Genomic DNA, 20,368 nt, shown 5'->3' with positions numbered 1-20,368 from the left:
CCATTTCCAGAGGAGTCCTCCCCATGGCCGCGAAAAAAATCCTGATGCTGGTCGGCGATTACGTCGAAGACTACGAAGTGATGGTGCCGTTCCAGGCCCTGCAGATGGTCGGCCACACCGTGCACGCCGTGTGCCCGGACAAGGCCGCCGGCAAGACCGTACGCACCGCGATCCATGACTTCGAAGGCGACCAGACCTACAGCGAGAAACCCGGGCACCTGTTCGCCCTCAACTTCGACTTCGCCAAGGTCGCCGAGGCCGATTACGACGCGCTGCTGATCCCCGGCGGACGAGCGCCGGAATACCTGCGCCTGAACCATAAAGTCCTGGAACTGGTGCGCGCCTTCGACAAGGCTGGCAAGCCGATTGCCGCGGTCTGCCACGGCGCGCAACTGCTGGCGGCGGCGGGCGTTCTCGAAGGGCGCGAGTGCAGCGCCTATCCGGCCTGCGCCCCGGAAGTGCGGCTGGCCGGTGGCACGTTCATCGATATCCCGGTGACCGACGGCCACGTTCAAGGCAATCTGGCGACTGCGCCAGCCTGGCCGGCGCATCCGAACTGGCTGGCCGGTTTCCTCGGCCTGCTCGGCACCCAAATCACCCTGTAACGAGGATTCGCCGATGTGCGAGCTCTACGTCAAGGCCGACCCGATTCTCTACGAATCCCGCTCGCGCTCACTGCGTATCTGCGGCGTGGTGACGACGTTGCGCCTGGAAAACCAGTTCTGGGACATCCTCAGCGAAATCGCCGAAGTCGATGGCATGACCACCAACCAGTTGATCGCCAAGCTGTATGAAGAGGTGATGGATTATCGCGGCGAGGTGGTGAATTTTGCCTCGTTCCTGCGGGTGAGTTGTACGCGCTATCTGAGTCAGCGGCGGGGGACGGAGCCGCAGTTGTCGGTGGTGCGAGCAGTGGTGAAACAGTCCTGACCGAGTTGACCCCATCGCGGGCAAGCCCGCTCCCACAGGTTTCTCTGGTGCTCACAAATTTTGTGATCGCTGACGAACTCGGTGGGAGCGGGCTTGCCCGCGATGGGGCCGGTACAGGCGACAGAAGTCTTGGGCTGGTCTTTACTCTGAAGCGCGAAACCCCTCAACCGCCAAGGAGAATCGAGCATGTCCGGATGGTACGAAGTGAGCAAAAGCAGCAACGGCCAGTTCAGGTTTGTGCTGAAAGCCGCCAACGCCGAAACCATTCTCACCAGCGAGCTCTACACCACTCGTGCGGCAGCCGACAGCGGCATTGCTTCGGTGCAGACCAACAGCCCGCTGGATGAACGCTACGAGAAAAAGACCACCAAGGATGGTCATCCTTACTTCAACCTCAAGGCTGCCAACCACCAGATCATCGGCAGCAGCGAGTCCTACTCCAACGACACCGCGTGCGCCAAAGGCATCGCCAGCGTCAAGGCCAACGGGCCGAGCAAAGTGATCAAGGACAAGACCCTGCCGGTGCTCTGAACCCGGAACATCCCTCTGTAGGAGCTGCGGTACGCTGCGATCTTTTGATCTTGATGGTAAAGAGCAGGATCACAAGATCGCAGCCTCGTTTCACTCGACAGCTCCTACAGGGATTTTTGTTTTGCCTGAGATCAGCGCAGGGTTTTCAGGATGGTTTGCAGCTGCGTTTGTCCCGCCTCGCTCAACGGAAACACCGGCAAGCGCGGATCACCAACCTCCAGCCCCGTCTCCCGCAGTCCGGCCTTGATCGTCGCTGGCAAACCGCCCTTGAGGATGAAATCCAGCAGCGGCAACTGGCGATAGAACAGCTCGCGTGCGCGCTCCAGATCACCGGCCAGCGCAGCCGCATACAGATCCAGATTCAGCTGCGGGATCAGGTTTGGCGCGGCGGTGCACCAGCCTTTGGCCCCGGCGGCAAACGCCTCCAGCGCCAGCGGATTGCAACCGTTGTAGAACGGCACCTGACCTTCACCGAACAGTTGCAGCTTGTGCATACGCTGAATGTCGCCAGTGCTCTCCTTGACCATGGTCACGTTTTCCACAGCATTGACTATGCGCAGGATCAGCTCGACCGACATGTCGGTGCCGCTGGTGGCCGGGTTGTTGTAGAGCATGATCGGCACGCCGATGCTGTCGCCGATGGCGCGGTAATGGGCGAGGATTTCCGCTTCTGTGAGCTTCCAGTAGGAGGCGGGCAACACCATTACCACATCGGCGCCGTGGGCTTCGGCGAAGCGCGCGCGGCGCACGGCTTTGGCGGTGGTCAGGTCGGACACGCTGACGATGGTTGGCACTCGTTTGGCGACGTGCTGGATGCTGAACTCGGCGACTTGATCCCATTCGGCGTCGCTCAGATAGGCGCCTTCGCCGGTGCTGCCCAGCGGGGCGATGGCGTGGACGCCGCTGTCGATCAGGCGATCGATGGATTGGCCGAGGGCCGGCAGATCGAGGCCTTCGCCGTTGGCGCTGAACGGGGTGATGGTGTAACCGATGATGCCGTGAATATTGGACATGATGAGTCTCCGGGAAAAGCTGAAATCAGTTCAGGCAATCGGCGTGTTGGCGCAGGTTCTGCCGGGCGTAGTAGTTGAAAGCGGCGGCGTGGCGCTTGGGTTTCGACACCCAGTCATGGGCTTCGCGCCCCAGCGCCGGAATGATCGGTTTGATCGTACCGGCGGCCATTGCCAGCAGCTGAAGTCTGGCGGCGCGCTCGATCAGCTGGGCGATGACACAGGCCTCTTCGATCGTGCTGCCGGTCGACAACTGGCCGTGGTGCGATAGCAGAATGGCGCGCTTGTCGCCCAGCGCACCGGCGATCAGTTCGCCTTCTTCGTTGCCCACCGGCACGCCCGGCCAGCCCTCGAGAAACGCACAGTCGTCGTACAGCGGGCACAGGTCCATGTGGGAAATCTGCAGCGGCACTTCCAGCATCGACAATGCAGCAATGTGGGTCGGGTGGGTGTGGATGATGCAGTTCACGTCCGGCCGGGCGCGGTAGACCCAGCTGTGGAAACGGTTGGCCGGGTTGGCCATGCCGTGACCTTCGAGCACTTCCAAGTCCTCGTTGACCAACAGCAGATTGCTCGCGGTGATCTCATCGAAACCCAGGCCCAGTTGTTGAGTGTAATAGGTCCCCGGTTGCGGGCCGCGAGCGGTGATCTGTCCGGCCAGACCGGAGTCGTGACCGTTCTCGAACAGGATCCGGCAGGTCAGCGCCAGCTTTTGCCGGTCAGTCCACGTATTATCCGCCAGGCTTTTTTGCATTTGGGTCAGCGCTTGCTTGACCAGTTGTTCTTTAGGTAGTGCTAATGTCTTGGCCATGTCTGTGTCCTTTGAGTGAGTGCAAATGACACTAAAGAGGCTAAATGACACAATGTGTCATTGGCAAGCACAAATCGTCGCTTCCTTGATGGAATAACCGCTGCGCATGTCTATCCGTTTGAAATTGTTGAGAAAAAAACTTGGGGTAACGCTTGAGGCACTGGCCGAAAAATCCGGCATGACCAAGAGTTATCTGTCGAAAGTCGAGCGCGGGTTGAACACCCCGTCGATTGCGGCCGCGCTGAAACTGGCAAAAGCGCTGAACGTGAAGGTCGAGGAATTGTTCTCCGAAGACAACGTCAGCCTCGACAGTTACAGCCTGGTACGCAGCCACGAACGCCAGTCACTGGCGGCCAACGATCAGAGCCCGGGGTACGCGGTGCTGGCGCATCAGGTCAGCGAACGCAACCTGCTGCCGTTCATCATCTACCCGCCGAGCGAGTTCACCGACAAGACCTTCAAGGAGCACTTGGGCGAAGAATTTCTGTTCGTCCACGAAGGGCAGGTGGAAGTGGATTTCATGAACGAACGGGTGCTGCTGGAGCGTGGCGATGCGCTGCACTTCAATGCGCAGAAGCCGCACCGGATCAGATCGGTGGGCGAGGTGCAGGCGCAGTTGCTGGTGGTGGTGCACAGCAGCGAAGAATGAACCTTAAAATCAAAAGATCGCAGCCTGCGGCAGCTCCTACGCCGATCTGTGTAGGAGCTGCCGCAGGCTGCGATCTTTTGATCTTGCTTTAAACCTCGACCGGCACCGAAAGCTTCGGATTGCCCAACGCATGCGTCTTCGCATCAAAGAACCGCAACGCAACACCGGTCCCTTCGAACACCTTCGTGTAATGCCGTTTCTGATGCTGAATGAAAGCCGCACTGCGCGGATAGATCGAGATCGCCACGCTTGCCGGTTTCGCCAGGCGCAGCGCCCTCACGATATGCGCATCCTGCTCGCCCAAGGCATGACCGAAGATGCACAGGTTATCCGCGTGCCCCAATAACTGTTCATAACAGAACGACAGATAATCCGAGCTGCGAATGGTCTTGAGCTTGTCTGCGCTCGGCCCTTCGTTGACGAACAGCGGCACGTCGTCGAGCGTCTTGATTGTGTTGTTGATCGCGAAACTGCCGAGCAGGGTGCCCTCGGTCGAGGTCAGTTTGCGCGCGGTGCCGTCCTGATTGCGCACCAGATGCAGACCGCCGTGCAGGTACAGCAGACGCGGTTTGGGGCTGGCGCTTGCGCTCAGATCGAAACGGGCGTCGGGGCCGTTGAACAGGTCGTCGATGGCCTCGCTGCGGTGCTGGATCGCCCAGTGGTTGAGCAGGTCGTAGTTGGTGGTGAATACCGTGCGGTAGCGCGCCAGTTCCTCATTGAGCGTGACCAGGGTCGAGGCCTGTACCAGCCGCCACGGAATGTGTACGGCGTGCACGGTATTGATCAGTGCTTCCTTGATCGCGTAATAGCGATTGCGCGGTGCCGCCGAGCTGACGGCCAGCGCCTTGTTGACCCGACTGGTGGTTTTCAGTGCACCGAGCACCTGCTCGAAGCTGCGCGTCTGCATCGCATCGAACACGCTCAGCTCCGACGGGCTCAGCGGTTTCTCTTCCACCGTGCGCGCGTTTTCGAACAGCGAGTCGTAGCCGAAGTCGTCCCACACCGCGCGGCTGGCGCCATTGCCCACCAACAGACCGTTGAAGTCAGTGGTGGCACGCAGGGCGCTCCAGTCTTCGAGGGTGGCGTCGACATCCAGAAAATCGGTCATTGCGTGGGCAGTCTCAAAACAAAGGGCGGATGGACGGCGACTTTATCACGAGCGGGCGTTGAGCCAGATCAACATCGGCCGTGACCGATCAGTCGATCCTGTGCACATCCGCCGGATCGGAGCATTCGATTCGGCCCCAGTCAGGAGACGCGCATGAGCAGCACCTTTTTCATTCCAGCCGTAAACATCATGGGCAATGGATGCCTCGATGAGGCCATGGTTGCGATCCGCAACTATGGGTTTCGCAAGGCGCTGATCGTCACCGACGCGGGGCTGGCCAAGGCTGGCGTGGCGACCATGGTCGCCGAGAAGCTGGCGATGCAGGACATCGACTCGGTGATCTTCGATGGCGCCAAACCGAACCCGAGTATCGCCAACGTCGAATCCGGGCTGGCGCTGCTCAAGGACAGTCGTTGCGATTTCGTGGTGTCGCTGGGCGGCGGCTCGCCCCATGACTGCGCCAAGGGCATCGCCCTGTGTGCGACCAACGGCGGGCAGATCCGCGACTACGAAGGCGTCGATCAATCGAGCAAGCCGCAGTTGCCGCTGATCGCCATCAACACCACCGCCGGCACCGCCAGCGAGATGACCCGTTTCTGCATCATCACCGACGAATCGCGTCACGTGAAAATGGCCATTGTCGATCGCAACGTCACGCCGCTGTTGTCAGTCAACGACCCGGCGCTGATGGTCGCCATGCCGAAAAGCCTGACTGCCGCCACCGGCATGGACGCGCTGACCCACGCCATCGAAGCTTACGTTTCGACGGCGGCCAACCCGATCACCGATGCCTGCGCGCTGAAGGCCATGACCCTGATCAGCAACAACCTGCGCCTGGCCGTGCGTGACGGCAGCGACCTCGCGGCGCGGGAGAACATGGCTTACGCGCAGTTCCTCGCCGGGATGGCGTTCAACAACGCATCGCTCGGCTACGTGCATGCGATGGCCCACCAGTTGGGCGGTTTCTACGACTTGCCTCACGGCGTGTGCAACGCGGTGTTGTTGCCGCATGTGCAGACCTTCAACGCACTGGTCTGTGCCGAACGCCTGACCGACGTCGCCCACGCCATGGGCGCGGACATTCGTGGTTTCAGCGCGGAGGAGGGCGCTCAAGCGGCGATCAATGCGATCCGTTGTTTGGCCAGGGATGTCGATATTCCTGGCGGCCTGCGCGAACTCGGTGCCAAGCTCAGCGATATTCCAGTGCTAGCCACCAACGCGCTGAAAGACGCGTGCGGTCTGACCAACCCACGGGCGGCGGATCAGCGGCAGATCGAGGAGATTTTCCGTAACGCGTTTTGAGAGGCGCCGTCCTGATATGTTCAGCAGAGCTCACTGGCCCCTTCGCGAGCAGGCTCGCTCCCACAGTTGAAATGCGATCACTGTGGGAGCGAGCCTGCTCGCCAAGACTGACTCGTCAACACCACAAAACTATGAGCTCTCAGATCAGCCAACCGCTGCCACATTCCGCTCAAACCCCCCACCAAACTGAATCAACACCACCCCGCCAATCAGCAGCAACGCGCCCAACACCCGCGACGCCGTCAGCTGTTTCTCCACCAGCCCAAACAACCCGAAGTGATCCAGCACCATCGACGCAATCACCTGGCCGGCCAACGCCAGCGCAACAAACCCCGACGCGCCGAGCTTCGGTAACAACATCACCGCCAGCGCCACAAAGCACACGCCGAACGCACCGCCAGCCCACATCCACAACGGCGCCTTGCTGATAAACCCCAACGACGGCAGCGGCAGGCGCAGCGCCAGAATCACCGGCAACAACACCAACACACTCACCAGCAACGAGGCCAGGGTTGCCCACAGCGGATGGCCGAGGCTCCGCGCCAGATTGCTGTTGATCGCACTTTGAAACGGCACCACCGCCCCGGCAAACGCGGCCAGCAGCAACAGACCGGCCCACTGCAACGTACTCATGATCACACTCCAACAGGTTTTGCTGGACTCTAGAGTATTCGTCGCGCAGATTTAAATTCCGTTTTGTCATCCAGAACATGCACAAGATGAATGATCTGCGCCGTATCGATCTCAACCTGCTGGTGATCCTTGATGCCTTGCTCAGCGAGCAACACGTCACCCGCGCCGCCGAGCGGTTACACCTGAGTCAACCGGCGGTCAGCCATGCGCTGGCGCGTCTGCGCGACGTGCTGGGCGATCCGCTGCTGGTGCGCGCCGGTTCGACGCTGGTGCCCACGGCGCGGGCGCTGGAACTGGTCGCGCCACTGGCCGAAGCGCTGGCCCAGGTGCAATCACTGCTGGCGCCGAACACGTTCGATCCGGCCACTGCGCGGCGGACCTTTCGCGTGGCGATGTCCGACTACGGCGCGGCCATCATCCTGCCTGGACTGATCCGCACCTTGCGCCGCGAGGCACCGGGCATCGACCTGCAGATCAGCCACGCCAGCCGCGAAGGCATGCTCGACGGTGTGCTCAACGGCGACATCGACGTGGCCGCCGGGGTGTTCCCGGAAATGCCCAACGAATTGCGCAGCAGCGTGCTGTTCGAAGAACGCTACGTCTGCCTGCTGGATCGCCGCCGCTTGCCGGCCGACGGCGTACTGGATTTGCCGACCTATCTGTCGCGCCCGCACGTCTTGCTGGAAATGCGCGGCAGCGGTACCCCGGAAATCGAACGGGCACTGACGGCATTGCGCGAACGCCGCCGCGTCGCCATCAGCCTGCCGCACTGGAACGTCGCGCCGCAGTTGATCAGCGGCACGGATTTGATTCTCACGGTGTCGTCACGCAGCGTGCGCGACATTGATCAACAGCAATTGATTGTGCTGCCGCCACCGTTCGAGATTGCGCCGTTCACCTTTGTGCTGGCGTGGCATAAGCGCCGGGGTGGGGATCAGGCGTTGAACTGGTTGAATCGCCGGATTGAGGAGGGGATAGATCGATCCGGGATCTGCGATTGAGAATGTGCTACCAAGTGCGGGGAGGAAGCCTGCGAGTATGGAAAACGCGCAGAACCTGAAGCCGGCCCTGACGAACGCGGTAAGGAATCAAATAGGGGCGATCAGGGAGCGCCCATTCTCTGGTTCCGGGCAAACGTCCCTCGCGTCCGGAGGCGGGAAAGCGAGCAAGATGATCGACGGAGTCGAGAATGGCTTGAACAAACTCAGAGGCCGCCTGCGGATTTTCAATCGCGATGTAGGCGGCTTCGTCATCGAGATTCCTTAGTGCAGTACGCAGCCACTCAACGCGCATTGGCATTCCATTTGTTGGCGATCGCCCTGACATCATCGGCAGAAGCGAAATCACCGGCATCGGCTTCGTCCAGCGCTTTTTGAATTTCTTCAATTTGCCAGGCTTCACGGGCCAGGTACTCGCGCAATGCATCGACTGCCAGATAGGACTTGCTGCGCCCGGTCGCTTTGGCGAGGTTAGCCAGCGTATCGGCAATTTCGTCGGGAAGCCGCAAAGACATGACGGACATGGTGGTCTCGGTGTAGTGGTTTGTAGTGCAACATACTACAGCGTCATACTTGCCCCGGCCCGCCATTCGTCTAACGGTTGCGCACAAGACTTTATCAAGGAAGAAAAATGATCTGCAGAAACACCTTCATCCTGGCTTTTGCATTCCTGGCCATCACCCCCCACGCCCACGCAGCCTGCACCACCAAGAGTTTCGACGGCAGAACCATGTCGCGTTGCAACGTATGGCCGGCGTTTCCGAGTCAGGCGATTTCGGTCAAATCCACCTACCTCGCCGACTCCGGTGGCGACGATGCCGGGGCGTTCGATCTGGAGCTGGCGCTCCTCAATGCGAGCAACGCCAAACCCATCGCCACTTACCATAAACCGGGCGCGTACAACTCCGATGCCGTGCGTCTGGAGGATGTACGCATCGATACGGCGCGTTACCGTTTGACCCCGGACGTCCGGGCTTTTGGGCTGCGGGCGAAATTCGCGCACAGTTCCCACGCCATCCCCTACGAAAAAACCGATCTGGCGCTGTATGTGCGTGAGGGGGACGAACTGCGTCCGGTGCTCGAAGGGCTGGTGGTGTACAAGAACCACGGTGAATTCACCAGCAAGTGTGAGGGCTATAACCGAAAAATCCGCCGCACCGTCGAGATCGGGCCTGCGATTCACCATGGTTTTGCCGATCTGATCGTTACCACCAGTGGCAGCAAGATGAAAAACACCCAATCTGGCAATCAGTGCGTATCGAAAACCACCGAGTTGAAGAAAAAGCAGGTCACCCTGACGTACGATGGCCAGCAGTACGCCGTCCCCGAAGACCTCAGAGGTTACTGATCCCGATGCTCACTGGCCTCAATCACCTGACCCTTGCCGTCAGCGACTTGCCGCGCAGTCTGGCGTTCTACCGTGACGTGCTGAATCTGCGTGTAGAAGCCACGTGGGACGCCGGCGCCTATCTGTCGCTGCCGGGGCTGTGGTTGTGCCTGGCGCTGGATGCGCAGCGCCGCGGCGAGCCGTCCGTCGACTACACGCATTACGCGTTCAGCCTGGCTGAGGCGAATTTTCCGTTGTTCGTGCAAACGCTAAAAGCGGCGAACGTGCGGGAGTGGCGTGACAACCGCAGCGAAGGTGCGTCGTTCTACTTCCTTGATCCTGATGGCCACAAGCTCGAAGCGCACGTCGGCAATTTGGCCTCGCGACTGGCAGCCTGTCGGTTGAAACCGTACTCGGGGATGCGTTTTTACGACGAGTCATGATCAGGCGTCGCAGGCTGATATAGACTGGCCATCATTTGTACTGGCGACAGCAGGTTTTTCATGACTCCATCGCTGCTAATGGCCGTTCTGGCCTCTGGTTTCATTTACGGCATCACACCCGGGCCGGGCGTTCTGGCGGTGTTCGGCATCGGCGCGGCACATGGCCGTCGGGCCGGGGCGGGGTTTCTTTGCGGGCATTTGCTTGGTGATGTGGTCTGGTGCAGTACCGCGCTGATCGCCATCGTCGGCGCCCGGGAAATCGGCAGCACGGCTTTTGACGTGCTCGGCGTACTCAGCGGCGTGTACCTGTTCTGGCTTGGCTGGCGCGCAGTGCGCGCCCAGCGGCGCAGCGATGATCAGCCGCAGGGCGCTGCGCGTCAGCCGTTCTGGCACGGAATCCTGTTTGGTTTGACCAATCCCAAGGCCTACCCGGTGGCGGTGGCGACGTTTACCGCGTTGCTGTCGAGTCGTGCCGAACTGCTCAACTGGTCGATGCTGCCGGCGCTGATCGCCCTGAGCTTCCTTGGCGGTTTGCTGGCCTACGCTATTCTGATCGGCGTGGTTGGCGCCCGCCGCGTACGCACGTTGTATCAGCGCCACGAGCTGATGATCACGCGTTTATGTGGCGTGATGTTCATCGGTTTTGCCATAAACGCACTGGTGCACGCACTACCGGGATTGCTGCCGAACGAGGCTTGAAATTGTGTGCAGGGATGCTTGATCAAGGGCAAGGATGGTTGAACAGTGCTGCATTGTCCGGACACCCACGCTGAACCATGGAAAGCCGAAACTCCGCGCCGTTGGCGAGTTATATGGACCTGTTGCTGGATGCCGTCTGTGCGGTGGACAGGCAGGGCCGTTTCGTTTTTGTCAGTGCCGCCTGCGAGCGCATTTTCGGTTATACGCCTGACGAGTTGATCGGCCGGCCGATGATCGAGCTGGTGCATCCGGCGGACCGCCAGCGCACGTTGGCAGCGGCCAGTGACATCATGGGCGGTGAACCGAAACACAACTTTGAAAACCGCTACGTGCGCAAGGACGGGCGCATCGCGAACATACTGTGGTCGGCGCGCTGGTCGGAGGTCGATCAGCTGCGCATCGCCGTGGCCCGCGACATCACCGAGCGCAAGCAGGCGGAATCGCGTCAGGCTGCGCTGTATGCGATTTCCGAAGCGGCGCATGTCGCCGAAGATCTGCTGGCGCTGTTCAAACGCATTCACTTGATCATCGGCGAATGGCTGCCGGCGCTGAATTTTTCCGTGGCGCTGTACGACGAGCACTGTGCGCAGCTGAATTTTCCCTATCACGTTGATGATCACGAATTGCAGCCCGAGCAACCGGGCACCGTCACCGGGCGTCTGTGTGCGCAAGTCATCCGCAGCGGTCAGCCGATTCTGCTGACGCCGGACAGCCCCGACGCCTCATCCGATTTCGCGGCGCTGGTGGCGGGGCAGGATTCACCGTGTTGGCTCGGTGTGCCGCTGAATTCGAAAAACGGCACCATCGGTGCGTTGATCGTCAAAAGCCTGCCCGGCGGCGAACGTTACACCGAACAGGACAAGGAACTGCTGCAATACGTCTGCGCCCAGGTCGCCACCGCCATTGAGCGCCAGCAACTGTACGCGCGGCTCAAGCGCATGGCGCAGTACGATCAATTGACCCAGTTGCCCAATCGCGGATTACTCAAAGACCGTCTCAAGGCTGCACTGGCCGGCGCCCGGGACACGTCGGGAAACATGGCGTTGTTGTACGTCGATCTGGATCGCTTCAAACAGGTCAACGACACCTTCGGCCACGCGGTCGGCGACATGCTGTTGCAAACCGTGGCGAGTCGGCTCAAGGGCTGCGTGCGCGATACCGATACCGTGGCGCGCATTGGTGGCGACGAATTCGTGGTGCTGCTGCACAGTATCCACGCCGCTGAAGACGCCGACAGCGTGGCCGAAAAAATCCGTCAGGTGCTTGTGCAGCCCATGCGCCTGGACGGTCACAACCTGCACATCGAGCCTAGCATTGGCGTGGCCCGTTATCCCGAACATGGCAGCGAGGAGCAGCAACTGTTCCGGCATGCCGACCAGGCGATGTACGCCGCCAAACGCCTCAATCATCGGCTGGTTGATATCTGAACCGGTGCGCGCCGTTCGTCGCGGCGCGGGCAACTTTTCTAAACCTTTGGCAGCCTGGCAATTCTCAATCTAGGCGGGCACCTGCTCGCCAACGATCAACACCAAGAGGAAGAGAATCATGCCTAATTCAAGAAACTCCAACTCGGGAAACTTCGCCAACGATCGAACGAAGGCCTCTGAAGCCGGTCGCAAAGGTGGGAAAACCACCACCACGACAGTCGACAAAGAGCCTGCGAAAGCCGAAATGGGCCGCAAGCCAGCTCAGAAGTCGAAGTAGTCGGCGAGGTTGTTTTGATTGAGAGGCGGGGGCGCAAGCCCCCGCTTGAATTTGCAGAGATAGGAGGGCGCGACCATGAGCCGGATGGCCACCCAGATACGTCATTTAAGTGTTGCCACCCTGTTGGGTTTGTTCGCTGGCACGGCATTCGCCCAGTCGCCTGCCGACTTCATCAACGATGCTTCTGCCAAAGGCATGGCCGACATCGAAGCCAGCCGTCTGGCGCACCAGAAATCCGAATCCAAAGAGGTCAAGGATTACACCATCGTGGTGATCAATGACCGCACCACGGCCAACCAGCATCTGGCGAAGATCGCCAAGAAACTCGATCTGCCGGTTGCACCCCGTGAAGAAATCGCCGACAAGGCAAAGAGCATGATCCCGCAGGTCAAGGACGGTGAAACCTTCGACCAGGCCTACGCCGCCAGCCAAGTGAAAGCGACCGAAGAGGCCATCCAGCAGATCCAGCAGGAAGCGCAGTCGACCGATGTGCCGGAAATCAAGGCCTTTGCCGACGAGACCTTGCCAAAGCTGCAAAGCCATCTGCAAATGGCCCGGGCGCTACAAGCCAGCCGCTGACACCAACTGCCAATCAAAAGATCGCAGCCTGCGGCAGCTCCTACATAGAACGGTGTAGGAACTGCCGCAGGCTGCGATCTTTTGCTTTGTTCAACTTTACTTAGCAGTCATTCAAATCCTGCTTCGGCTTGCTCTTCTCCCCCAGCCCTTCAAGATCGAATACCTCGCTTTCCCCCAGGCTGCGGTAATGCTTGCGCAGCGCCTCCAGTTGTTTGAGATCCAGCGATTCCAACCCGAGCATCGCGTTCTGTGCTTCCTTGTTCACCCGCAGCAACTCATCAAGTTTCAGGTGCAGGATGTCGGTATCGCGGTTTTGCGTGTTCTGGATCAGGAACACCATCAGAAAGGTGATGATCGTGGTCGAGGTGTTGATGATCAGTTGCCAGGTGTCATTGAAATCAAAAATCGGCCCACTCAACCCCCACAGAAAAATCAGGATCAACGCGCCCATGAACGTTTTCGGGCTGCCGGCCCAAAGGGCCAGGGTCTGGGAGATTTTGGCGAATTTCATTGCGGTGTTCCTTATTGGGAGAGCTTGAAATTCAGACATCCGGGATGCGATGAAAATTCTACTTACAACTGAAACCTGCCAATCATTGCGAGCAACCAGACACTCTTGGCAATAAGCCTCTCTGGAACTGCCCGCAGCGCTGCCTGTATGGTGACGAACCGCTGGAATGTCCCGACAGGAGAACGCAATGAGTTGGTCCGCCAGACAATACGTCGCTTTTGAAGATGAACGCACCCGCCCGGCCCGTGATCTGCTGGCGGCGATTCCCACGGTTCAGGCGCGATCGGTGGTCGATATCGGTTGCGGCCCGGGTAACTCCACCGAGCTGCTGGTGCAGCGTTTTGCGCAGGCGCAGGTCAGTGGTCTGGACAGCTCGGCGGACATGATTGACGCGGCGCGCAAGCGCTTGCCTGACGTGCAGTTCGAAGTCGCGGAAATCAATAGCTGGGCGGATCAAGGGCCGTTCGATGTGATCTTCGCCAATGCCGTGCTGCAATGGGTGCCGGATCACGCGACGTTACTGCCGGCGTTGGCGGGTAAGCTGTCGGACGGAGGCAGTCTGGCGATCCAGATGCCGGACAACCTCAACGAGCCTTCCCATCGGCTGATGCGCGAAGTCGCCGCCAATGGCCCATGGGCCGCCAAACTGGCTGGCGCCGCCGGGCAACGCACCGACATGGCGAGTGCCAGCGATTACTTTTCGATGTTGCGTCCGTACTGTTCGCGGGTGGATGTATGGCGCACCACCTATCACCATCAACTGCCGGGCGGGGCGGCGGGGGTGGTGGAGTGGTTCAAGGGCAGTGGTTTGATTCCGTTCTTGAACCCGCTGACTGAAGAGGAGCGGGCTCAATATCTGCAGCAGTATCTGGCGGCGGTGGCCAAGGCTTATCCGGCGTTGCCGGATGGCTCGGTGCTGTTGCCATTTCCGCGGTTGTTTATCGTCGCGACTCGCTGAAGCCAGCCTTCAGCCACCTGTAGTGAGGGGATTTATCCCCGATGGACTGCGCAGCAGGCCCTTTAAGCGGGTGCTGCGCACCCATCGGGGATAAATCCCCTCGCCACATATTGTTTGTTCAGATCAGATCAGCGCTGCACCGCCACCAGCATCATCATCGGCCGCTCCCGCTCTTCAGCCAGCGCCGGTTGCGCGGCCACCTCTGCATTGCTCGGCCCCCATTCGTTGACATGACGGATGGCAAAACCTGCCGCGATCAACGAATTCAACAGCGTGCCCATCGTGCGGTGCTGCTTGATCACCCCGTCCGCCAGCCAGTGGGTCACCCGCTCGCCTTCCATCTGATAACTGTCCAGCGGCCAGCGCTTGTGGCCATCGCCGTCGACCAGCCAGCCAGGATTGCGTGGGGCCATGAAGATCGGATGTTCCATGGAAAACACAAAATGCGAACCCGGTTTCAACGCCGCGTACAGATGAGCGAACAGCCCTGGCAGATCTTTGATGTAGTGCAGTGCCAGCGAACTGTAGGCCAGATCGAAACGGCAGACCGGCAGGTCGAGATGCTCAAGGTCGGCGCGCTCATAGCGGATGTTCGCTGCCGTAGTGGTTTCGCGCGCGCGCTCGAGCATTTTTTCCGAGACATCCAGCCCCAGCACCTGAGCGGCGCCGTGCTCGCTGGCCCAGCGGCTGAACCAGCCATAGCCGCAGCCGAGGTCGACCACATTCAAGTCATGCATCGATGGCAGCAACGCTTTGAGCGCCGGCCACTCCGGCGCGGCATCGAGGCCGCCGATGGAGCGGTTCATCTGGCTGTAGCTGTGGAAAAACTCGGGGTCGTCGTAGATGTTTTGCGTCATGGGGGAAGTGCTCTTTTGAGTTCGGTCATCAGCGGCACAGTGGCCGCGCCATGGAATCCCTCGAAAGTGAGAACGCGTATTCGTCGATGGCCGCGCAGGGGGAGGGTGGTGGGTGATGGGGAAATGCTAGCGGGTCGTGGGGATGGTGAGAACCGTCGGTGTATGCTTCTCGGGGATATGGTAGTCAATCTTGTCGACAGCAGCCTTGTAGAGGCGTCCAGAATTATCCTTCACGAGCAGATCGACATGCAGGTCTTTGCCAAGCTCTAGCTTAAGCGTTAGTAACAATCAAAGCGTAAAGAGGGCTGGTGCATCTGCAATAAACGGTGCGTTGCATAATGGTTCGGTGCCGACCAAGTAGCCGACCTCAAATCCCGGACACAAAAAAACCGGCCTTGTAGGCCGGTTTTTTCTGTTCCTGCATCCCCCGTCATAACCACGACGTGAGACCTGATTGAGTGGAGCGGGTAGAGGGAATCGAACCCTCAACTAAAGCTTGGGAAGCTTTCGTTTTGCCACTAAACTATACCCGCTCAGAGCGGCTGACTTTTTACCAGAGTCGGGCGCGAATTTGAAGTTTTTCTTTTCCTCGCAGCGCGTTACAGCATTGAAAACGGTCATTCGCGGGCAAATCTGCAGGGCAACCAATGCTGGTTTTTCAGCCCCACAGACTCGCTCGCGACGACACTTTTTCAAATGGCCAGTGCATGGTGATCCTGAACGAACGCATAACGCGTTCGGCTCGTTTGCTGTGACGGTTTCAGGAAGCCAAGCAGGGCGTTCTGGCTATCGCGGCACGCAGCCTTGTGCTCCATGTCGAGGAAGTGCCCAGTAGCCTGCAGCGTGGTGAAGGTGCTGTGCGCCACGTGGTTGCCGAATATCCGGGCGTCTTCGGCGGCGGTGTATTCATCCCATTCGCCGTTGAGGAACAGCACCGGCACATTGATCTTCTTCGCCGCATTCAAATAGCACTGACGGTCGCTGTGCAACACGTCGTTGATGTGAAAGTGCATCTGCCCGTATTCGTGCTCGGCCAGGCTGCTGACGTGGCGATAGTTGAAGCGCTTGAACAGTGACGGCAGGTGTTTGCCAATCGTGTTGTTGACCAGGTGCCCGACCCGATCGCCATCGCGCTGGCCAAGGTAGTCGACACCGCGCTCCAGGTAATCAAGCATGTGTGCGTTGATCACTGGCGAGAACGAGCTGATCACAGCTTTTTCAATGCGCCGGGGCTGGTGGGCCAAGGCGACCAGGGTCGCCGCGCCGCCCCAGGAAAACGACAGCACATGTTCGGCGCTGAAGTGATCGATCAGCTCCAGCAGGATCTGCCCTTCGACTTCCTTGGTCAGATGTTTCTCGTGACGGTTGTGAATTTTCGACCTGCCCGCGTAGGGCTGGTCATAGCAAACCACGTTGAATTGCGGGTGCAGATTTTTCACGGTTTGAGCAAACGACGCAGTCGTGGCCATCGAGCCGTTGACCAGGATGATGGTCTTTTCTGCGGCGTCTGCGCGATAGAACTCCGTGTAAACCCGATACTGACCCTGTATATCCAGCACAGCGATTTCTGGCCTCATGTCATAAGACTCCTGGCAAGCAAGCGGGTATGCGCGCAAATAGAGATTGCACGAGCTTTGTGACAGGTAGGCATACGCCTGGAATTTGCTTGGCCCATGTCGATCCATGACTGCGGTCGACGGGTGTTGTTATTGGCGGGCAGTCTGCCGGCTGAGGCGCAACCCAGAGGGCTGACGACCGGCAAAAAGTTTCTTGGATGTATGTTGTGACTAATCGGTCACAATTTGGCCGACGTCCTGATTCAAGCAGTGGGATGGGGATCGCGCAAGTGCCGTTGGTAAATTGTTCGACAACTTCTGCTGAGCGGTCGCCGGCTTAGAACAAATGAATCTCTTCGGTGCGCAAAGCGCGGTACTCGCCCGGTTTTAGCGCGTTATCGAGCGACAGCGCGCCCATGGATTCGCGGTGAAGGCGCATGACTTTGTTGTTGAAGTGACCAAACATGCGTTTTACCTGATGGTAGCGACCCTCGACGATACTGAGGCGCGCCGCTCTCGGGCCCAGCACTTCGAGTTGCGCCGGTTGCGTGGTCAGGTTTTCGAAGGCGAAGTAGAGGCCCTCGGCAAACGTGACCGCGTATTGCGGCCCGATCTCCTGTTCGGTTTCGACGTAATAGACCTTTGGCAGTTTGGTCTGTGGCTGGGTCAGACGTCGTGACCAGCTGCCATCGTTGGTGATCAGCATCAGCCCGGTGGTGTTGAAGTCCAGGCGCCCGGCGATGTGCAGGTCGTCCTTGTCCGGTTCATGGATCAGATCGAGCACGGTCGGGTGCTGCGGATCGCGGGTCGCACTGACGCAGCCAGGCGGTTTGTGCAGCATGAAGTAGCGCGCCGGTTTACCGACTTGCAGTACCTGCTCATCGACTTCGACGCGGCTGAACTCCAGCACTTCGCTGTGCGGGTCGCTGACGACTTTTCCGTCGATCCGCACGCGCTTTTCTACCAGCAACAGGCGAACCTGCTGACGGTTATAGCGGGGCAGGTTGCTGAGGAAACGATCGACGCGCATGGTCAGAAATCGGCGGACAAAGGGTCGCGCATCTTACGTGATCGGCCGCGCCGCTGCTTGCAGCTGCGCCTCGACCTGCGCGCAGCGCGGGCACAGGCAGGATTTGTCGCGCAGCGCCGCTGGCAGCGCCTCGAGGACTGCAGGATCAATGCTCACGCCGTAGCACCAGCAGGCTCGGTCAGCGGTGCGCGGGTCGGCAAGGCTGCAATCGTTGCGTGCGCCGCAGGCCGGGCAGAGGTCGGGTTTAGTGTCGGAATCAGGCATAAGTCGGGTGAGGCATTTCCACGCAGGTGCGGTTACGGCCGGTTTGTCTGGCCTGCTACATCGCATGATCGACCCGAGACAGCAGGGTATGCAAGGTGTCATGAGCATGTACGGTGGTGGCACCGATGTATTCCCGGACATTACGCAGGCTAACTGTGGAAGCGAGCCTGCTCGCGAAAGCGGTGGGTCAGCCAACGTAAATGTCGTCTGACACTCCTTCTTCGCGAGCAGGCTCGCTCCCACAGGGGGGGCAGTGTGACTGACGCCGCTGATCTGAAGCCTTTCCGCGCCCGGCACTTGCCCCGGACCTGACAGTCAAAACTGTGTCGGCTGCGCTGTCTTGCTGCAGCCGCAGGTCTTTCAGGAGGCCGTCATGAGTACTTCAAAACTGTTGCGCCGGGTGCTGCTGGGAGCAGTGCTCGGCCTGGGGCTGTCCGGGTGTTATTACTACGCCGGTCCTTACGATGCTTACCCTGCCACTTACTACTATCCCGGCTATTACTCACCGTATTACTACGGCGGTTATTACGGCCCGCGCTACTACGGTGGCGGGCACTATTACTACGGCGGTCACGGCTATCGCGGCGGTTATGGACGCGGTTACCACGGCGGCGGCTTTCACGGTGGGCACCACTGATCGGCGGCTGAATGACAGCGTTTTCCAAATGAACAGGATTTCATCAATCACATGTTTCAACTTGTTACGAAAGCGCACCAGATTCGGAAAACGCTGTCAGATAATTCGTCAGTCACCGAATAACCGACTGATGCCTGCCAGCGTCGCTGGTGTGGCTACCCGCGGTCCAGGAGGCCGCCATGTATCGACGAATTCTTCTACTTGCTGCGATGATGTTTTCCGTTGCCGGTTGCGCTCCTTACTCCTACGCAGACAGTTACTACAGCTCGGAGGTCTACACGTCACCCGCTCCCGCGTACTACAACACTGGCGGCACGTATTACAGCGGTGGCGGCACCTACTACTCGGCCCCTCGCTATTACCAAGCGGCCCCGCGTTACTACCAGCCAGCGCCACGTTACTACTCGGCGCCGCGCTACTACCAACCAGCGCCGCGCTACTACGAAAGCCGTCGCTGGCACGACAACGATCGCGGGCGCTGGGACGGGCACCGCGGCGGGGGTTGGGATCGGGATCGTGGTGGCCGTGATCATCACGGTAACCGGGGCGACCACGACGGGCGAGGCGGTCGCTGGTAATCATCCGCAAACAAAAAAGCGGCGCATAGAGCGCCGCTTTTTTTCTGCCTGCGATTTGCCGGGCAGTCAGTAAACCGTCAAATCCGCCAACGGATGCCGACCTTCCCACACCTTGTGAAAATGCGCCTCGACCACCGCCTCCGGGACGTTATTGATGTCCGGCCAATGCCAGTGCGGCTTCTGATCCTTGTCGATCAGTCGCGCGCGAACCCCTTCGCTGAACTCCGGATGCCGGCAGCAATTGAGGCTCAGGGTGTATTCCATCTGAAAGACTTCCGCCAGTGACAGGTAGCGGGCGCGGAGGATCTGTTCCCAGACCAGATGCGCGGTCAGCGGCGAGCCTTCGCTCAGGGTTTTCGCGGCGCGGGCGATCAGCGGGTCGTTGCTGTCGCGTTGCAGGCTGATGGCTTTCCAGGCGCAGGTGACGTTGCTGACGTCGAGCAGTTCGTCGATCTGCTGGCGGCGCGGCAACCACTGCGCCTCGGGCATCTGCCCGACGGCTTCCTGTTGCAGGGCTTTGAGCAGACTGTTGAGTTGCATGTCGGTTTGCTCCTGCCAGTTGAGTTGCAGCAGGCCTTCGATCAGTTGCGGTTGCTGCTCTTCAAGCAGAAAGCGGTCGGCCAGATCCAGATCGATCGCATCACGCCCGTTCATGTGCGCACCGGTCAGACCGAGGAACAAGCCGAGCTTGCCCGGCAACCGGGAGAGAAACCAACTGGCCCCGACGTCCGGATACAGACCGATGGTGATCTCCGGCATCGCCAGGCGACTGCTCGGCGTGACGATCCGCGTACTGGCGCCTTGCAACAGGCCCATGCCGCCGCCGAGCACGTAACCGTGGCCCCAGCAGATCAGCGGTTTGGGGTAGGTGTGCAGGCTGTAGTCCAGGCGGTATTCGGCGGCGAAAAACTGCGCGGCCAGTGGCGGCACTTCGCCGGGATGGGCGCGGCAGGCTTCCACCAGGCTGCGTACTTCGCCGCCAGCGCAGAATGCCTTGACGCCATTGCCGCGCAATAGCACGCAGACGATTTGTGGATCCTTGGCCCAGGCGTTCAGTTTGTCGCTCAGGGCGTTGATCATCGGCAGGGACAGCGCGTTGAGCGACTTTTCAGCATCCAGGCTGGCGATCCCGAGGCGGGCGCCGTCGCTGCCGGTGAGTTCTTCGAAGTGCAGATTCATCGTGACCTCGATCGGGAATTTGAACGATCAGTATGATCGCTGTGTGGGAAAGTGCCGGATCTGCGTCAGATCAA

27 protein-coding genes and 1 tRNA gene are annotated in these 20,368 nt (G+C 59.8%); 15 read left to right on the top strand and 13 right to left on the bottom strand.

Annotated elements, in window-relative coordinates:
• The first annotated feature begins 23 nt into the window (after positions 1–23).
• The 3 genes from AB1J88_RS14065 (at position 24) to AB1J88_RS14055 (ending at position 1,461) form a co-directional block, all read left to right on the top strand.
• Entirely contained in the window at positions 24–605 is a 582-nt protein-coding gene (locus AB1J88_RS14065) for a DJ-1/PfpI family protein (RefSeq protein WP_430291292.1), read from the top strand.
• 13 nt (positions 606–618) lie between these two features.
• On the top strand, positions 619–930 hold the full coding sequence (locus AB1J88_RS14060) for a ribbon-helix-helix domain-containing protein (protein ID WP_047292209.1): 312 nt from the start codon (positions 619–621) through the stop codon (positions 928–930).
• Positions 931–1,116: 186 nt separating this feature from the next.
• A complete protein-coding gene (locus AB1J88_RS14055) occupies positions 1,117–1,461 on the top strand; it encodes a YegP family protein (RefSeq protein ID WP_108181923.1) in 345 nt (114 codons plus the stop codon).
• Between the two features lie 131 nt (positions 1,462–1,592).
• Here AB1J88_RS14055 and AB1J88_RS14050 read toward each other — a convergent pair whose 3' ends face one another.
• Complete coding sequence (locus tag AB1J88_RS14050) at positions 1,593–2,477, bottom strand: dihydrodipicolinate synthase family protein (RefSeq protein ID WP_262948962.1); 885 nt, start codon at positions 2,475–2,477, stop codon at positions 1,593–1,595.
• A gap of 22 nt (positions 2,478–2,499) precedes the next feature.
• A complete protein-coding gene (locus tag AB1J88_RS14045) occupies positions 2,500–3,282 on the bottom strand; it encodes an aldolase (RefSeq protein ID WP_430291291.1) in 783 nt (260 codons plus the stop codon).
• 106 nt (positions 3,283–3,388) lie between these two features.
• On the opposite strand from AB1J88_RS14045, the gene AB1J88_RS14040 reads away from it, so the two are divergent.
• Positions 3,389–3,931, top strand: a complete 543-nt coding sequence (locus tag AB1J88_RS14040; RefSeq protein ID WP_003222480.1) for a helix-turn-helix domain-containing protein — start codon at positions 3,389–3,391, stop codon at positions 3,929–3,931.
• Between the two features lie 88 nt (positions 3,932–4,019).
• Here the strand turns inward: AB1J88_RS14040 and AB1J88_RS14035 are convergent, their stop codons facing one another.
• Positions 4,020–5,039, bottom strand: a complete 1,020-nt coding sequence (locus AB1J88_RS14035; protein ID WP_430291290.1) for a DUF4917 family protein — start codon at positions 5,037–5,039, stop codon at positions 4,020–4,022.
• Positions 5,040–5,192: 153 nt separating this feature from the next.
• Between AB1J88_RS14035 and yiaY the strand changes: the two genes are divergently transcribed.
• Positions 5,193–6,341 (top strand): L-threonine dehydrogenase, encoded by a 1,149-nt coding sequence (gene yiaY, locus AB1J88_RS14030; RefSeq protein ID WP_041070446.1) that lies wholly within the window; start codon positions 5,193–5,195, stop codon positions 6,339–6,341.
• Positions 6,342–6,485: 144 nt separating this feature from the next.
• On the opposite strand, the gene AB1J88_RS14025 is transcribed toward yiaY, so the two are convergent.
• The gene (locus tag AB1J88_RS14025) at positions 6,486–6,974 is read right to left on the bottom strand and encodes a DMT family transporter (RefSeq protein ID WP_430291289.1); all 489 of its coding nucleotides are present in this window, start codon (positions 6,972–6,974) and stop codon (positions 6,486–6,488) included.
• Between the two features lie 77 nt (positions 6,975–7,051).
• Here AB1J88_RS14025 and AB1J88_RS14020 point away from each other — a divergent pair, with 77 nt between their 5' ends.
• Positions 7,052–7,975 carry a LysR family transcriptional regulator gene (locus AB1J88_RS14020; protein WP_430291288.1) on the top strand — a complete coding sequence of 308 codons (924 nt, stop codon included), beginning with the start codon at positions 7,052–7,054 and terminating at the stop codon, positions 7,973–7,975.
• 7 nt (positions 7,976–7,982) lie between these two features.
• Here AB1J88_RS14020 and AB1J88_RS14015 read toward each other — a convergent pair whose 3' ends face one another.
• Positions 7,983–8,267, bottom strand: a complete 285-nt coding sequence (locus tag AB1J88_RS14015) for a type II toxin-antitoxin system RelE/ParE family toxin (protein ID WP_084234200.1) — start codon at positions 8,265–8,267, stop codon at positions 7,983–7,985.
• Complete coding sequence (relB, locus tag AB1J88_RS14010; protein WP_041070438.1) at positions 8,257–8,496, bottom strand: type II toxin-antitoxin system RelB family antitoxin; 240 nt, start codon at positions 8,494–8,496, stop codon at positions 8,257–8,259. Before relB ends, AB1J88_RS14015 begins: the two co-directional genes overlap by 11 nt.
• 107 nt (positions 8,497–8,603) lie before the next feature.
• On the opposite strand from relB, the gene AB1J88_RS14005 reads away from it, so the two are divergent.
• The 6 genes from AB1J88_RS14005 to AB1J88_RS13980 all read left to right on the top strand — a co-directional run bounded on the left by AB1J88_RS14005 (position 8,604) and on the right by AB1J88_RS13980 (position 12,724).
• Positions 8,604–9,320: a hypothetical protein gene (locus tag AB1J88_RS14005; protein WP_430291287.1), complete on the top strand. Its 717-nt coding sequence runs from the start codon at positions 8,604–8,606 to the stop codon at positions 9,318–9,320.
• 5 nt (positions 9,321–9,325) lie between these two features.
• Positions 9,326–9,742 carry a fosfomycin resistance glutathione transferase gene (gene fos / locus AB1J88_RS14000; protein ID WP_430291286.1) on the top strand — a complete coding sequence of 139 codons (417 nt, stop codon included), beginning with the start codon at positions 9,326–9,328 and terminating at the stop codon, positions 9,740–9,742.
• Positions 9,743–9,802: 60 nt separating this feature from the next.
• Complete coding sequence (locus tag AB1J88_RS13995; protein WP_041070432.1) at positions 9,803–10,441, top strand: LysE family translocator; 639 nt, start codon at positions 9,803–9,805, stop codon at positions 10,439–10,441.
• A 77-nt stretch (positions 10,442–10,518) separates the two neighbouring features.
• Positions 10,519–11,868 carry a diguanylate cyclase domain-containing protein gene (locus AB1J88_RS13990; protein WP_430291285.1) on the top strand — a complete coding sequence of 450 codons (1,350 nt, stop codon included), beginning with the start codon at positions 10,519–10,521 and terminating at the stop codon, positions 11,866–11,868.
• 118 nt (positions 11,869–11,986) lie between these two features.
• Entirely contained in the window at positions 11,987–12,145 is a 159-nt protein-coding gene (locus AB1J88_RS13985) for a KGG domain-containing protein (protein WP_080963245.1), read from the top strand.
• A 75-nt stretch (positions 12,146–12,220) separates the two neighbouring features.
• On the top strand, positions 12,221–12,724 hold the full coding sequence (locus tag AB1J88_RS13980) for a DUF4142 domain-containing protein (RefSeq protein ID WP_047292232.1): 504 nt from the start codon (positions 12,221–12,223) through the stop codon (positions 12,722–12,724).
• A 100-nt stretch (positions 12,725–12,824) separates the two neighbouring features.
• Here the strand turns inward: AB1J88_RS13980 and AB1J88_RS13975 are convergent, their stop codons facing one another.
• Entirely contained in the window at positions 12,825–13,235 is a 411-nt protein-coding gene (locus AB1J88_RS13975) for a low affinity iron permease family protein (RefSeq protein WP_027614440.1), read from the bottom strand.
• Positions 13,236–13,422: 187 nt separating this feature from the next.
• Between AB1J88_RS13975 and tam the strand changes: the two genes are divergently transcribed.
• Positions 13,423–14,193: a trans-aconitate 2-methyltransferase gene (gene tam / locus AB1J88_RS13970; RefSeq protein ID WP_430291284.1), complete on the top strand. Its 771-nt coding sequence runs from the start codon at positions 13,423–13,425 to the stop codon at positions 14,191–14,193.
• 128 nt (positions 14,194–14,321) lie between these two features.
• On the opposite strand, the gene AB1J88_RS13965 is transcribed toward tam, so the two are convergent.
• From AB1J88_RS13965 to AB1J88_RS13945, 5 genes are all read right to left on the bottom strand, one after another.
• Positions 14,322–15,050, bottom strand: coding sequence for a class I SAM-dependent methyltransferase (locus AB1J88_RS13965; protein WP_430291283.1), 729 nt, complete (start codon positions 15,048–15,050; stop codon positions 14,322–14,324).
• Positions 15,051–15,509: 459 nt separating this feature from the next.
• A tRNA-Gly gene (locus AB1J88_RS13960) sits at positions 15,510–15,583 on the bottom strand.
• A 159-nt stretch (positions 15,584–15,742) separates the two neighbouring features.
• Positions 15,743–16,627 (bottom strand): alpha/beta fold hydrolase, encoded by an 885-nt coding sequence (locus AB1J88_RS13955; protein ID WP_108181934.1) that lies wholly within the window; start codon positions 16,625–16,627, stop codon positions 15,743–15,745.
• Positions 16,628–16,943: 316 nt separating this feature from the next.
• Complete coding sequence (locus AB1J88_RS13950; protein ID WP_041070416.1) at positions 16,944–17,636, bottom strand: pseudouridine synthase; 693 nt, start codon at positions 17,634–17,636, stop codon at positions 16,944–16,946.
• 33 nt (positions 17,637–17,669) lie between these two features.
• Positions 17,670–17,900: a cysteine-rich CWC family protein gene (locus AB1J88_RS13945; RefSeq protein ID WP_041070414.1), complete on the bottom strand. Its 231-nt coding sequence runs from the start codon at positions 17,898–17,900 to the stop codon at positions 17,670–17,672.
• Positions 17,901–18,273: 373 nt separating this feature from the next.
• Between AB1J88_RS13945 and AB1J88_RS13940 the strand changes: the two genes are divergently transcribed.
• On the top strand, positions 18,274–18,537 hold the full coding sequence (locus tag AB1J88_RS13940) for a hypothetical protein (protein WP_430291282.1): 264 nt from the start codon (positions 18,274–18,276) through the stop codon (positions 18,535–18,537).
• Between the two features lie 179 nt (positions 18,538–18,716).
• Positions 18,717–19,115 carry a hypothetical protein gene (locus tag AB1J88_RS13935; protein WP_430291281.1) on the top strand — a complete coding sequence of 133 codons (399 nt, stop codon included), beginning with the start codon at positions 18,717–18,719 and terminating at the stop codon, positions 19,113–19,115.
• A gap of 66 nt (positions 19,116–19,181) precedes the next feature.
• On the opposite strand, the gene AB1J88_RS13930 is transcribed toward AB1J88_RS13935, so the two are convergent.
• Positions 19,182–20,294: an enoyl-CoA hydratase/isomerase family protein gene (locus tag AB1J88_RS13930; protein WP_430291280.1), complete on the bottom strand. Its 1,113-nt coding sequence runs from the start codon at positions 20,292–20,294 to the stop codon at positions 19,182–19,184.
• Positions 20,295–20,368: the final 74 nt, after the last annotated feature.

Origin of the sequence: Pseudomonas sp. S8 (genome assembly GCF_050473925.1) — a bacterium.
In the GTDB taxonomy this organism is placed as follows: Bacteria; Pseudomonadota; Gammaproteobacteria; order Pseudomonadales; family Pseudomonadaceae; genus Aquipseudomonas; species Aquipseudomonas parakoreensis.
This window is presented reverse-complemented; position numbering and strand designations above follow the sequence as displayed.